The sequence below is a fragment of the Enterobacter sp. 186315 genome (genome assembly GCF_053290175.1).
This window is the reverse complement of sequence record NZ_JBPTTK010000033.1, coordinates 13,758-26,101: the sequence shown is the minus strand read 5'-3', so window position 1 is coordinate 26,101 and position 12,344 is coordinate 13,758. Positions and strand designations below refer to the sequence as shown.

25 protein-coding genes are annotated in these 12,344 nt (G+C 49.9%); 24 read left to right on the top strand and 1 reads right to left on the bottom strand.

The features are described from left to right. Window positions 1-238 precede the first annotated feature (238 nt). Window positions 239-433 carry a bacterioferritin-associated ferredoxin gene (gene bfd, locus ACSVHP_RS22085; RefSeq protein WP_003863268.1) on the top strand — a complete coding sequence of 65 codons (195 nt, stop codon included), beginning with the start codon at window positions 239-241 and terminating at the stop codon, window positions 431-433. 73 nt (window positions 434-506) lie between these two features. Further along, the gene (gene bfr / locus ACSVHP_RS22080) at window positions 507-983 is read left to right on the top strand and encodes a bacterioferritin (protein WP_234676409.1); all 477 of its coding nucleotides are present in this window, start codon (window positions 507-509) and stop codon (window positions 981-983) included. Here the strand turns inward: bfr and ACSVHP_RS22075 are convergent. Continuing rightward, entirely contained in the window at window positions 967-1,440 is a 474-nt protein-coding gene (locus ACSVHP_RS22075; RefSeq protein ID WP_447552958.1) for a prepilin peptidase, read from the bottom strand. The genes bfr and ACSVHP_RS22075 overlap by 17 nt on opposite strands. A gap of 380 nt (window positions 1,441-1,820) precedes the next feature. Here ACSVHP_RS22075 and rpsJ point away from each other — a divergent pair, with 380 nt between their 5' ends. The 22 genes from rpsJ to secY all read left to right on the top strand — a co-directional run bounded on the left by rpsJ (window position 1,821) and on the right by secY (window position 12,324). Then, entirely contained in the window at window positions 1,821-2,132 is a 312-nt protein-coding gene (gene rpsJ, locus ACSVHP_RS22070; RefSeq protein ID WP_001181005.1) for a 30S ribosomal protein S10, read from the top strand. Between the two features lie 32 nt (window positions 2,133-2,164). Then, on the top strand, window positions 2,165-2,794 hold the full coding sequence (gene rplC / locus ACSVHP_RS22065; protein WP_006178923.1) for a 50S ribosomal protein L3: 630 nt from the start codon (window positions 2,165-2,167) through the stop codon (window positions 2,792-2,794). Between the two features lie 10 nt (window positions 2,795-2,804). Further along, entirely contained in the window at window positions 2,805-3,410 is a 606-nt protein-coding gene (rplD, locus tag ACSVHP_RS22060) for a 50S ribosomal protein L4 (protein ID WP_003031119.1), read from the top strand. Continuing rightward, window positions 3,407-3,709: a 50S ribosomal protein L23 gene (gene rplW, locus ACSVHP_RS22055; RefSeq protein WP_000617546.1), complete on the top strand. Its 303-nt coding sequence runs from the start codon at window positions 3,407-3,409 to the stop codon at window positions 3,707-3,709. The genes rplD and rplW overlap by 4 nt, the downstream gene beginning before the upstream one ends. A gap of 17 nt (window positions 3,710-3,726) precedes the next feature. Then, a complete protein-coding gene (gene rplB / locus ACSVHP_RS22050) occupies window positions 3,727-4,548 on the top strand; it encodes a 50S ribosomal protein L2 (protein WP_000301859.1) in 822 nt (273 codons plus the stop codon). Between the two features lie 16 nt (window positions 4,549-4,564). Next, entirely contained in the window at window positions 4,565-4,843 is a 279-nt protein-coding gene (gene rpsS / locus ACSVHP_RS22045; protein WP_001138115.1) for a 30S ribosomal protein S19, read from the top strand. Window positions 4,844-4,857: 14 nt separating this feature from the next. Further along, window positions 4,858-5,190 carry a 50S ribosomal protein L22 gene (gene rplV / locus ACSVHP_RS22040; protein WP_002919773.1) on the top strand — a complete coding sequence of 111 codons (333 nt, stop codon included), beginning with the start codon at window positions 4,858-4,860 and terminating at the stop codon, window positions 5,188-5,190. Between the two features lie 17 nt (window positions 5,191-5,207). Further along, window positions 5,208-5,909, top strand: a complete 702-nt coding sequence (rpsC, locus tag ACSVHP_RS22035) for a 30S ribosomal protein S3 (protein WP_000529945.1) — start codon at window positions 5,208-5,210, stop codon at window positions 5,907-5,909. Window positions 5,910-5,921: 12 nt separating this feature from the next. Further along, window positions 5,922-6,332 (top strand): 50S ribosomal protein L16, encoded by a 411-nt coding sequence (rplP, locus tag ACSVHP_RS22030; RefSeq protein WP_002919759.1) that lies wholly within the window; start codon window positions 5,922-5,924, stop codon window positions 6,330-6,332. Beyond that, entirely contained in the window at window positions 6,332-6,523 is a 192-nt protein-coding gene (gene rpmC, locus ACSVHP_RS22025; RefSeq protein WP_003863282.1) for a 50S ribosomal protein L29, read from the top strand. The genes rplP and rpmC overlap by 1 nt, the downstream gene beginning before the upstream one ends. Further along, entirely contained in the window at window positions 6,523-6,777 is a 255-nt protein-coding gene (gene rpsQ, locus ACSVHP_RS22020) for a 30S ribosomal protein S17 (RefSeq protein ID WP_008503489.1), read from the top strand. Before rpmC ends, rpsQ begins: the two co-directional genes overlap by 1 nt. Window positions 6,778-6,943: 166 nt before the next feature. Further along, window positions 6,944-7,315, top strand: coding sequence for a 50S ribosomal protein L14 (rplN, locus tag ACSVHP_RS22015; RefSeq protein WP_002919748.1), 372 nt, complete (start codon window positions 6,944-6,946; stop codon window positions 7,313-7,315). A gap of 10 nt (window positions 7,316-7,325) precedes the next feature. Beyond that, window positions 7,326-7,640: a 50S ribosomal protein L24 gene (rplX, locus tag ACSVHP_RS22010; protein WP_003863287.1), complete on the top strand. Its 315-nt coding sequence runs from the start codon at window positions 7,326-7,328 to the stop codon at window positions 7,638-7,640. Between the two features lie 14 nt (window positions 7,641-7,654). Then, a complete protein-coding gene (gene rplE / locus ACSVHP_RS22005) occupies window positions 7,655-8,194 on the top strand; it encodes a 50S ribosomal protein L5 (protein ID WP_001096206.1) in 540 nt (179 codons plus the stop codon). A gap of 14 nt (window positions 8,195-8,208) precedes the next feature. After that, on the top strand, window positions 8,209-8,514 hold the full coding sequence (gene rpsN, locus ACSVHP_RS22000; protein WP_003863291.1) for a 30S ribosomal protein S14: 306 nt from the start codon (window positions 8,209-8,211) through the stop codon (window positions 8,512-8,514). Window positions 8,515-8,544: 30 nt separating this feature from the next. Then, window positions 8,545-8,937 (top strand): 30S ribosomal protein S8, encoded by a 393-nt coding sequence (rpsH, locus tag ACSVHP_RS21995; protein WP_006178918.1) that lies wholly within the window; start codon window positions 8,545-8,547, stop codon window positions 8,935-8,937. A gap of 12 nt (window positions 8,938-8,949) precedes the next feature. Next, on the top strand, window positions 8,950-9,483 hold the full coding sequence (gene rplF, locus ACSVHP_RS21990; protein WP_006178917.1) for a 50S ribosomal protein L6: 534 nt from the start codon (window positions 8,950-8,952) through the stop codon (window positions 9,481-9,483). Window positions 9,484-9,492: 9 nt separating this feature from the next. Next, window positions 9,493-9,846, top strand: a complete 354-nt coding sequence (gene rplR, locus ACSVHP_RS21985; protein ID WP_003863297.1) for a 50S ribosomal protein L18 — start codon at window positions 9,493-9,495, stop codon at window positions 9,844-9,846. 14 nt (window positions 9,847-9,860) lie between these two features. Then, window positions 9,861-10,361, top strand: coding sequence for a 30S ribosomal protein S5 (gene rpsE, locus ACSVHP_RS21980; RefSeq protein ID WP_003863299.1), 501 nt, complete (start codon window positions 9,861-9,863; stop codon window positions 10,359-10,361). Window positions 10,362-10,367: 6 nt separating this feature from the next. After that, a complete protein-coding gene (rpmD, locus tag ACSVHP_RS21975; protein WP_003863301.1) occupies window positions 10,368-10,547 on the top strand; it encodes a 50S ribosomal protein L30 in 180 nt (59 codons plus the stop codon). A gap of 3 nt (window positions 10,548-10,550) precedes the next feature. Next, on the top strand, window positions 10,551-10,985 hold the full coding sequence (gene rplO / locus ACSVHP_RS21970) for a 50S ribosomal protein L15 (RefSeq protein ID WP_003863304.1): 435 nt from the start codon (window positions 10,551-10,553) through the stop codon (window positions 10,983-10,985). A gap of 7 nt (window positions 10,986-10,992) precedes the next feature. Further along, window positions 10,993-12,324 (top strand): preprotein translocase subunit SecY, encoded by a 1,332-nt coding sequence (gene secY / locus ACSVHP_RS21965; protein ID WP_003863305.1) that lies wholly within the window; start codon window positions 10,993-10,995, stop codon window positions 12,322-12,324. Window positions 12,325-12,344: the final 20 nt, after the last annotated feature.

Here is a 12,344-nt window from a genome sequence, read left to right as displayed (position 1 = left end):
TCGCAATCCGTGAAGGCGGCCGTACCGTTGGCGCGGGCGTTGTTGCTAAAGTTCTGGGCTAATTAATTATCCCTGAATTAAAAAAGGACGCTTCGGCGTCCTTTTTTGTTATCTGTGGTTTTCTTGTCATAAATTTTCGCATTATTTGTCCTCTGCCGTCCCGCATCTCTGTGCTTGTGCTATTGTAATCATAACCATTCTCACTTACACTTTGCGCATATTTTGAACGGGAGTTTTTATGTACGTTTGTTTATGTAATGGTGTGAGTGACAAAAAAATTCGTCAGGCCGTTCGCCAGTTCCAGCCTCAATCTTTCCAGCAGCTCCGCAAGTTTGTTCCAGTGGGAAATCAATGCGGTAAGTGTGTACGCGCTGCTCGTGAAATCATGCAGGATGAGTTGATGCAGATCCCGGAGTTTAAAGAGATCGCCTAAGCTCCCCTCTTTTTTTTTGACATCCCGGATGCCCCATCTACGCTTCAATGAGTGGAAGCGGAGGGACTATATAATGAAAGGTGATGTTAAAATCATAAGTTATCTCAATAAATTATTGGGAAATGAGCTTGTCGCAATCAACCAGTATTTTCTTCATGCACGAATGTTCAAAAATTGGGGATTAACTCGCCTCAACGATGTTGAATATCACGAATCCATCGACGAAATGAAACACGCCGATAAGTACATCGAGCGTATCCTTTTCCTTGAAGGTATTCCTAACCTACAGGATCTTGGCAAACTGGGCATCGGTGAAGATGTTGAGGAGATGCTACGTTCCGACCTCAGACTGGAACTTGAAGGCGCGAAAGATCTGCGCGAAGCAATCGCCTATGCCGACAGCGTCCATGACTATGTCAGCCGCGATATGATGATTCAAATTCTGGCAGATGAAGAAGGCCATATTGACTGGCTGGAAACTGAACTCGACCTGATCAGCAAAATCGGTTTGCAGAACTACCTTCAGTCACAAATCAAAGTGGCAGATTAATTACCTCCTGCCAGCTAGCGCACAAACCCGCTGCCGCCAGAAATGGCCCGAAGGGCAGTGGGTTTTTAAACGCATAGTTATCCCGAAGCACCAATTTCCGGATAGCCAAATAGCTCATCGCCGTGAGTGCGGCAGTTAATGCCAGTACAGGCAAAATGCAGACGCCATGCCAGGCACCGAGTGCTGCGAAATATTTCACATCGCCATACCCCATACCTTCGCGTTTTCGTACCAGCCGGTACCCCCAGTAGATAGCCGCAAACCCCAGATAACCCACCATTGCCCCCGTCACTGCGTCGGAAAGATCGTCAGGTTTTATGCACATATGGTATAGCAGACCCAACCAAAGCAAAGGACAAACAAGCTTGTCGGGTAAGAGCCCGTGAAGAATATCGCTACGAACCAGCAATATCGTCAGGAGCACATAGATAAACAGAAAGGGGAGGGGGGTTAACATGTTTGCGCCTCAAAAAGGATTTCCGCGCATCCTCTACAAAACGCATGTCGATGACAAATGACAAAGCAGGGGGCTGCTTACCTCCTTCCGTAAAAAATACTCTGCGGATTACATTTCTCAATATGTTGCGAGCAGTCACGCAAAACGTATCCTGAACGCTTAATATCTAAACTAGGCTTGCGTCTGGCTCAGATTTACGTATAATGCGCGGGCTTGTCGTAATTGACGGCTGGTTCAATCTGAACCGGAGTAACTCATTTTGTTGCTCAACAATGCTCCCAATTGGGGAGCTACGTAAGAACGGTTACACTCTCCCATCAATCGTAATGGGTTTGAGGAGTAATCATTTTCGTTTATAAAATAATTGGAGCTCTGGTCTCATGCAGAACCAAAGAATCCGTATCCGCCTTAAAGCGTTTGATCATCGTCTGATCGATCAATCAACCGCGGAAATCGTCGAGACTGCTAAGCGCACTGGTGCGCAAGTCCGTGGTCCGATCCCGCTGCCGACCCGCAAAGAGCGCTTCACCGTTCTGATCTCTCCGCACGTTAACAAAGACGCGCGTGATCAGTACGAAATCCGCACTCACAAGCGTCTGGTTGACATCGTTGAGCCAACTGAGAAAACCGTTGATGCTCTGATGCGTCTGGATCTGGCTGCCGGTGTAGACGTGCAGATCAGCCTGGGTTAATCAGGTCATCGAGCGATTGAGAGGTTGATACAATGATTGGTTTAGTCGGTAAAAAAGTGGGCATGACCCGCATCTTCACTGAAGATGGCGTTTCAATCCCAGTAACCGTAATCGAAGTTGAAGCAAACCGCGTTACTCAGGTTAAAGATCTGGCTAACGATGGCTACCGCGCTGTTCAGGTGACCACTGGTGCTAAAAAAGCTAACCGTGTAACCAAACCAGAAGCGGGTCACTTCGCTAAAGCTGGCGTAGAAGCTGGCCGTGGTCTGTGGGAATTCCGTCTTGCTGAAGGCGAAGAGTTCACCGTAGGTCAGGACATTAGCGTTGAGCTGTTTGCTGACGTTAAAAAAGTTGACGTAACCGGTACCTCTAAAGGTAAAGGTTTTGCTGGTACCGTTAAGCGCTGGAACTTCCGTACCCAGGACGCTACCCACGGTAACTCCTTGTCTCACCGCGTTCCGGGTTCTATCGGTCAGAACCAGACTCCGGGCAAAGTGTTCAAAGGCAAGAAAATGGCAGGTCAGCTGGGTAACGAACGTGTAACTGTTCAGAGCCTGGACGTAGTACGTGTTGACGCTGAGCGCAACCTGCTGCTGGTTAAAGGTGCAGTTCCGGGTGCAACCGGTAGCGACCTGATCGTTAAACCAGCTGTGAAGGCGTAAGGGGATAGCAATGGAATTAGTATTGAAAGACGCGCAGAGCGCGCTGACTGTTTCCGAAACTACCTTCGGTCGTGATTTCAACGAAGCGCTGGTTCACCAGGTTGTTGTTGCTTATGCAGCTGGTGCTCGTCAGGGTACTCGTGCTCAGAAGACTCGTGCTGAAGTAACTGGTTCTGGCAAAAAGCCATGGCGCCAGAAAGGTACCGGCCGTGCGCGTTCAGGTTCTATCAAGAGCCCGATCTGGCGTTCAGGTGGCGTAACCTTCGCTGCGCGTCCACAGGACCACAGTCAAAAAGTTAACAAAAAGATGTACCGCGGCGCGCTGAAAAGCATCCTGTCCGAACTGGTACGTCAGGATCGTCTGATCGTTGTCGAATCATTCTCTGTTGAAGCACCTAAAACTAAGCTGCTGGCACAGAAACTGAAAGACATGGCTCTGGAAGATGTGCTGATCATCACCGGTGAGCTGGACGAAAACCTGTTCCTGGCTGCGCGCAACCTGCACAAGGTTGACGTACGCGATGCAACTGGTATCGACCCGGTTAGCCTGATCGCCTTCGACAAAGTCGTAATGACTGCTGATGCTGTTAAGCAAGTTGAGGAGATGCTGGCATGATTCGTGAAGAACGTCTGCTGAAGGTGCTGCGTGCACCGCACGTTTCTGAAAAAGCGTCTACTGCGATGGAAAAAACTAACACCATCGTTCTCAAAGTTGCTAAAGACGCGACCAAAGCAGAAATCAAAGCTGCTGTGCAGAAACTGTTTGAAGTCGAAGTCGAAGTCGTTAACACCCTGGTAGTTAAAGGGAAAGTTAAACGTCACGGACAGCGTATCGGTCGTCGTAGCGACTGGAAAAAAGCTTACGTCACCCTTAAAGAAGGCCAGAACCTGGACTTCGTTGGCGGCGCTGAGTAAGTCGGAGGAGTAATACAATGGCAGTTGTTAAATGTAAACCGACATCTCCGGGTCGTCGCCACGTAGTTAAAGTGGTTAACCCTGAGCTGCACAAGGGCAAACCTTTTGCTCCGTTGCTGGAAAAAAACAGCAAATCCGGTGGTCGTAACAACAATGGCCGTATCACCACTCGTCACATCGGTGGTGGCCACAAGCAGGCTTATCGTATTGTTGACTTCAAACGCAACAAAGACGGTATCCCAGCAGTTGTTGAGCGTCTTGAGTACGATCCGAACCGTTCCGCGAACATCGCGCTGGTTCTGTACAAAGATGGCGAACGCCGTTACATCCTGGCCCCTAAAGGCCTGAAAGCTGGCGACCAGATTCAGTCTGGCGTTGATGCTGCAATCAAAGCAGGCAACACCCTGCCGATGCGCAATATCCCGGTTGGTTCTACCGTTCATAACGTAGAAATGAAACCAGGTAAAGGCGGTCAGCTGGCTCGTTCCGCTGGTACTTACGTTCAGATCGTTGCTCGTGATGGTGCTTATGTCACCCTGCGTCTGCGTTCTGGTGAAATGCGTAAAGTCGAAGCAGACTGCCGCGCTACTCTGGGCGAAGTTGGCAATGCTGAGCATATGCTGCGCGTTCTGGGTAAAGCAGGTGCTGCACGCTGGCGTGGTGTTCGTCCTACCGTTCGCGGTACTGCGATGAACCCAGTAGACCACCCACATGGTGGTGGTGAAGGTCGTAACTTTGGTAAGCACCCGGTAACTCCGTGGGGCGTTCAGACCAAAGGTAAGAAGACCCGCAGCAACAAGCGTACTGATAAATTTATCGTACGTCGCCGTAGCAAATAATTTTAGAGGATAAGCCATGCCACGTTCTCTCAAGAAAGGTCCTTTTATTGACCTGCACTTGCTGAAGAAGGTAGAGAAAGCGGTGGAAAGCGGAGACAAGAAGCCCCTGCGCACTTGGTCCCGTCGTTCAACGATCTTTCCTAACATGATCGGTTTGACCATCGCTGTCCATAATGGTCGTCAGCACGTTCCAGTCTTTGTTTCCGACGAAATGGTTGGTCACAAACTGGGTGAATTCGCACCGACTCGTACTTATCGCGGCCACGCTGCTGATAAAAAAGCGAAGAAGAAATAAGGTAGGAGGAAGAGATGGAAACTTTAGCTCAACATCGCCATGCTCGTTCTTCTGCTCAGAAGGTTCGCCTTGTTGCTGACCTGATTCGCGGTAAGAAAGTGTCGCAGGCCCTGGACATCCTGACCTATACCAACAAGAAAGCTGCGGTATTGGTCAAGAAAGTACTGGAATCTGCCATTGCTAACGCTGAACACAACGATGGCGCTGACATTGACGATCTGAAAGTTGCGAAAATTTTCGTAGACGAAGGCCCAAGCATGAAGCGCATTATGCCGCGTGCGAAAGGTCGTGCAGATCGCATCCTGAAGCGCACCAGCCACATTACTGTGGTTGTGTCCGATCGCTGAGACTCTGGAGACTAGCAATGGGTCAGAAAGTACATCCTAATGGTATTCGCCTGGGTATTGTAAAACCATGGAACTCTACCTGGTTTGCGAACACCAAAGAATTCGCTGACAACCTGGACAGCGATTTTAAAGTACGTCAGTACCTGACTAAGGAACTGGCTAAAGCGTCTGTATCTCGTATCGTTATCGAGCGTCCAGCTAAGAGCATCCGTGTGACCATTCACACCGCTCGTCCTGGCATCGTGATCGGTAAGAAAGGCGAAGACGTAGAAAAACTGCGCAAGGTCGTAGCGGATATCGCTGGCGTTCCTGCACAGATCAATATCGCTGAAGTTCGTAAGCCTGAACTGGACGCTAAATTGGTTGCTGACAGCATCACTTCTCAGCTGGAACGTCGTGTTATGTTCCGTCGTGCTATGAAGCGTGCTGTACAGAACGCAATGCGTCTGGGCGCTAAAGGTATCAAAGTTGAAGTTAGCGGCCGTCTGGGCGGCGCGGAAATCGCACGTACCGAATGGTACCGCGAAGGTCGCGTACCGCTGCACACTCTGCGTGCTGACATTGACTACAACACCTCTGAAGCGCACACCACTTACGGTGTAATCGGCGTTAAGGTATGGATCTTCAAAGGTGAGATCCTGGGTGGTATGGCTGCTGTTGAACAACCGGAAAAACCGGCTGCTCAACCTAAAAAGCAGCAGCGTAAAGGCCGTAAATAAGGAGCGTCGCTGATGTTACAACCAAAGCGTACAAAATTCCGTAAAGTGCACAAAGGCCGCAACCGTGGTCTGGCGCAGGGTACGGATGTTAGCTTCGGCACTTTCGGTCTGAAAGCTGTTGGCCGTGGTCGTCTGACTGCACGTCAGATCGAAGCAGCACGTCGTGCAATGACCCGTGCAGTTAAGCGTCAAGGTAAGATTTGGATCCGTGTATTCCCGGACAAACCAATCACCGAGAAGCCACTGGAAGTTCGTATGGGTAAAGGTAAAGGTAACGTGGAGTACTGGGTTGCCTTGATCCAACCGGGCAAAGTCCTTTATGAAATGGACGGTGTTCCGGAAGAGCTGGCCCGTGAAGCCTTCGGCCTGGCAGCAGCGAAACTGCCTATCAAAACCACCTTTGTAACTAAGACGGTGATGTAATGAAAGCAAAAGAGCTGCGTGAAAAAAGCGTTGAAGAGCTGAACGCTGAGCTGCTGAACCTGCTGCGTGAGCAGTTCAACCTGCGTATGCAGGCTGCAAGTGGCCAGCTGCAACAGACTCACCTGCTGAAGCAAGTGCGTCGCAATGTTGCACGCGTTAAGACTTTACTGACTCAGAAGGCGGGTGCGTAATGACCGATAAAATCCGTACTCTGCAAGGTCGTGTTGTTAGCGACAAAATGGAGAAATCCATTGTTGTAGCTATCGAACGTATTGTGAAACACCCTATCTACGGTAAATTCATCAAACGTACGACCAAACTGCACGTACATGACGAGAACAACGAATGTGGTATCGGCGACAAGGTTGAAATCCGTGAATGCCGTCCACTGTCCAAGACTAAGTCCTGGACGCTGGTTCGCGTTGTAGAGAAAGCGGTTCTGTAATAGAGTACGCATTCTCAATACGAATAAACGGCTCAGCGATGAGCCGTTTATTTTTTCTACCCATATTGCAGAAGCGGTGTTATAATGCCGCGCCCTCGATATGGGGCTTTTTAACGGCTCTGATTTTAGAGTCTCAGGTAGTAGTTGACATTAGCGGAGCACTAAAATGATCCAAGAACAGACTATGCTGAACGTCGCCGACAACTCCGGTGCACGTCGCGTAATGTGTATCAAGGTTCTGGGTGGCTCGCACCGTCGCTACGCAGGCGTAGGCGACATCATCAAGATCACCATCAAGGAAGCAATTCCACGTGGTAAGGTCAAAAAAGGTGATGTGCTGAAGGCGGTAGTGGTGCGCACCAAGAAGGGTGTTCGTCGCCCTGACGGTTCTGTCATTCGCTTCGATGGTAATGCATGCGTTATTTTAAACAATAACAGCGAGCAGCCTATCGGCACGCGTATCTTTGGGCCGGTAACTCGTGAACTTCGTACTGAAAAGTTCATGAAAATTATCTCTCTGGCACCAGAAGTACTCTAAGGAGCGAATCATGGCAGCGAAAATCCGTCGTGATGACGAAGTTATCGTGTTAACCGGTAAAGATAAAGGTAAACGCGGTAAAGTAAAAAATGTTCTGTCTTCCGGCAAACTCGTCGTTGAAGGTATCAACCTGGTTAAGAAACATCAGAAGCCGGTTCCGGCCCTGAACCAACCAGGTGGCATCGTTGAAAAAGAAGCTGCTATTCAGGTTTCTAACGTTGCAATCTTTAATGCGGCTACCGGCAAGGCTGACCGTGTAGGCTTTAGATTCGAAGACGGCAAAAAAGTCCGTTTCTTCAAGTCTAACAGCGAAACTATCAAGTAATTTGGAGTAGTACGATGGCGAAACTGCATGATTACTACAAAGACGAAGTAGTTAACAAACTCATGACTGAGTTTAACTACAATTCTGTCATGCAAGTCCCTCGGGTCGAGAAGATCACCCTGAACATGGGTGTTGGTGAAGCGATCGCTGACAAGAAACTGCTGGATAACGCAGCAGCTGACCTGACAGCAATCTCCGGTCAAAAGCCGTTGATCACCAAAGCACGCAAATCAGTTGCAGGCTTCAAAATCCGTCAGGGCTATCCGATCGGCTGTAAAGTAACTCTGCGTGGCGAACGCATGTGGGAGTTCTTTGAGCGCCTGATCACTATTGCTGTTCCACGTATCCGTGACTTCCGTGGCTTGTCCGCTAAGTCTTTCGACGGTCGTGGTAACTACAGCATGGGTGTCCGTGAGCAGATCATCTTCCCAGAAATCGACTACGATAAAGTCGACCGCGTGCGTGGTTTGGATATTACCATTACCACTACTGCGAAATCTGACGAAGAAGGCCGTGCTCTGCTGGCTGCCTTTGACTTCCCGTTCCGCAAGTAAGGTAGGGTTACTGAATGGCTAAGCAATCAATGAAAGCACGCGAAGTAAAGCGCGTAGCTTTAGCTGATAAATTCTTCGCTAAACGCGCTGAACTGAAAGCGATCATTTCTGATGTGAACGCTTCCGACGAAGATCGTTGGAATGCGGTTCTCAAGCTGCAGTCTCTGCCGCGTGATTCCAGCCCGTCTCGTCAGCGTAACCGCTGTCGTCAAACAGGTCGTCCACATGGTTATGTGGGCAAGTTTGGGTTGAGCCGTATCAAACTGCGTGAAGCCGCCATGCGCGGTGAAGTACCAGGCTTGAAAAAGGCTAGCTGGTAATTACCAATTGAATCACGGGAGTAAAGACAGATGAGCATGCAAGATCCGATCGCGGATATGCTGACCCGTATCCGTAACGGTCAGGCCGCGAACAAAGTTGCGGTCACCATGCCTTCCGCCAAGCTGAAAGTGGCAATTGCCAACGTGCTGAAGGAAGAAGGTTTTATCGAAGATTTTAAAGTTGAAGGCGACACCAAGCCGGAACTGGAACTTACTCTCAAGTATTTCCAGGGTAAAGCTGTTGTAGAAAGCATTCAGCGTGTCAGCCGCCCAGGCCTGCGCATCTATAAGAAAAAAGATGAGCTGCCAAAAGTTATGGCTGGTCTTGGTATCGCAGTTGTTTCTACCTCTAAAGGTGTTATGACTGATCGTGCAGCGCGCCAGGCTGGTCTTGGTGGCGAAATTATCTGCTACGTAGCCTAATCGGAGGAAAGAATGTCTCGTGTTGCTAAAGCACCGGTCGTTATTCCTGCCGGCGTTGATGTAAAAATCGACGGTCAGGTTATTACGATCAAAGGTAAAAACGGCGAGCTGACTCGTACCCTCAACAATGCTGTTGAAGTTAAACATGCAGATAACGCTCTGACCTTCGGTCCACGTGATGGTTTCGTGGATGGATGGGCTCAGGCTGGTACCGCGCGTGCCCTGCTGAACTCAATGGTTGTTGGTGTTACCGAAGGCTTCACTAAAAAGCTTCAGCTGGTTGGTGTAGGTTATCGTGCAGCGATCAAAGGGAATGCAGTAGGCCTGTCTCTGGGCTTCTCACACCCTGTTGAGCATCCGCTGCCGGCCGGTATCACTGCAGAATGTCCGACTCAAACTGAAATCGTGCTGAAAGGCGCTGATAAACAGCTGATCGGTCAGGTTGCAGCAGATCTGCGCGCCTACCGTCGTCCTGAGCCTTATAAAGGCAAGGGTGTTCGTTACGCCGACGAAGTCGTGCGTACCAAAGAGGCTAAGAAGAAGTAAGGTAACACTATGGATAAGAAATCTGCTCGTATCCGTCGTGCGACCCGCGCACGCCGCAAGCTCAAAGAGCTGGGTGCAACTCGCCTGGTGGTACATCGTACCCCGCGTCATATTTACGCACAGGTAATTGCACCGAACGGTTCTGAAGTTCTGGTAGCTGCTTCTACTGTAGAAAAAGCTATCTCAGAACAGTTGAAGTACACCGGTAACAAAGACGCCGCTGCAGCTGTAGGTAAAGCTGTTGCAGAACGCGCTCTGGAAAAAGGCATCAGCAATGTTTCCTTTGACCGTTCCGGGTTCCAATATCATGGTCGTGTCCAGGCACTGGCAGATGCTGCCCGTGAAGCTGGCCTTCAGTTCTAAGGTAGAGGTGTAAGATGGCTCACATCGAAAAACAGGCTGGCGAACTGCAGGAAAAGCTGATCGCGGTTAACCGCGTATCTAAAACCGTAAAAGGTGGTCGTATTTTCTCCTTCACAGCTCTGACTGTAGTTGGTGATGGTAACGGTCGCGTTGGTTTTGGTTACGGTAAAGCGCGTGAAGTTCCAGCAGCGATCCAGAAAGCGATGGAAAAAGCCCGTCGCAATATGATTAACGTCGCGCTGAACAACGGCACCCTGCAACACCCAGTTAAAGGTGTTCACACGGGTTCTCGTGTATTCATGCAGCCAGCTTCAGAAGGTACCGGTATCATCGCCGGTGGTGCAATGCGCGCCGTTCTGGAAGTTGCTGGGGTTCATAACGTACTGGCTAAAGCATATGGTTCCACCAACCCGATCAACGTGGTTCGTGCAACTATTGATGGCCTGGAAAATATGAATTCTCCAGAAATGGTCGCTGCCAAGCGTGGTAAATCCGTTGAAGAAATTCTGGGGTAATTGACCATGGCAAAGACTATTAAAATCACTCAAACCCGCAGTGCAATCGGTCGTCTGCCGAAACACAAGGCAACGCTGCTTGGCCTGGGTCTGCGTCGTATTGGACATACTGTTGAGCGCGAGGATACTCCTGCTGTTCGCGGTATGGTCAACGCGGTTTACTTCATGGTTAAAGTTGAGGAGTAAGAGATGCGTTTAAATACTCTGTCTCCGGCCGAAGGCTCTAAAAAGGCGGGTAAACGCCTGGGTCGTGGTATCGGTTCTGGCCTCGGTAAAACCGGTGGTCGTGGTCACAAAGGTCAGAACTCTCGTTCTGGCGGTGGCGTACGTCGCGGTTTCGAGGGTGGTCAGATGCCACTGTACCGTCGTCTGCCGAAGTTCGGCTTCACCTCTCGCAAAGCAGCGATCACAGCGGAAATCCGTCTGTCTGACCTGGCGAAAGTTGAAGGCGGCGTTGTAGACCTGAACACGCTGAAAGCAGCAAACATTATCGGTATCCAGATCGAGTTCGCGAAAGTGATCCTGGCTGGTGAAGTTTCTACTCCGGTAACTGTTCGTGGCCTGCGTGTTACTAAAGGTGCTCGTGCTGCTATCGAAGCTGCTGGCGGTAAAATTGAGGAATAAGTAGCAGATGGCTAAGCAACCGGGATTAGATTTTCAAAGTGCCAAAGGTGGATTTGGCGAGCTGAAACGCAGACTGCTGTTTGTTATCGGCGCGCTGATTGTGTTCCGTATTGGCTCTTTTATTCCGATCCCTGGTATCGATGCCGCTGTACTTGCCAAACTGCTTGAGCAACAGCGAGGCACCATCATTGAAATGTTCAACATGTTCTCTGGTGGTGCTCTCAGCCGTGCTTCTATCTTCGCACTGGGTATTATGCCGTACATTTCGGCATCTATTATTATCCAACTGCTGACGGTCGTTCATCCGGCCCTGGCGGAGTTGAAGAAAGAAGGGGAGTCTGGACGTCGTAAGATCAGCCAGTACACCCGTTACGGCACTCTGGTGCTGGCAATATTCCAGTCGATCGGTATTGCTACCGGTTTACCGAATATGCCTGGTATGCAGGGCCTGGTGTTAAACCCGGGCTTTGCATTCTACTTCACCGCTGTTGTAAGTCTGGTCACAGGGACAATGTTCCTGATGTGGCTCGGCGAACAGATTACTGAACGAGGTATCGGTAACGGTATCTCAATCATTATCTTCGCCGGTATTGTTGCGGGCCTCCCGCCGGCCATCGCCCATACTATCGAGCAAGCGCGTCAAGGCGACCTGCACTTCCTCCTGTTGCTGTTGGTTGCAGTATTAGTATTTGCAGTGACGTTCTTTGTTGTCTTTGTTGAACGTGGTCAGCGCCGCATTGTGGTGAACTACGCTAAACGCCAGCAAGGTCGTCGTGTCTATGCTGCACAGAGCACACATTTACCGCTGAAAGTGAATATGGCGGGGGTTATCCCGGCTATCTTCGCTTCCAGTATTATTCTGTTCCCGGCGACCATCGCGTCATGGTTCGGGGGCGGTACTGGTTGGAACTGGCTGACAACAATTTCGCTGTATTTGCAGCCTGGGCAACCACTTTATGTGTTACTCTATGCGTCTGCGATCATCTTCTTCTGTTTCTTCTACACGGCGTTGGTCTTCAACCCGCGTGAAACAGCAGATAACCTGAAGAAGTCCGGTGCATTTGTACCAGGAATTCGTCCGGGAGAGCAAACGGCGAAGTATATCGATAAAGTAATGACCCGCCTGACTTTGGTTGGTGCGCTTTATATTACTTTTATCTGCCTGATCCCGGAGTTCATGCGTGATGCGATGAAAGTGCCGTTCTACTTCGGTGGAACCTCGCTGCTTATCGTTGTTGTCGTGATTATGGACTTTATGGCTCAAGTGCAAACTCTGATGATGTCCAGTCAGTATGAGTCTGCATTGAAGAAGGCGAACCTGAAAGGCTACGGCCGCTAATAGGTCGTCTGAGAAGTTAC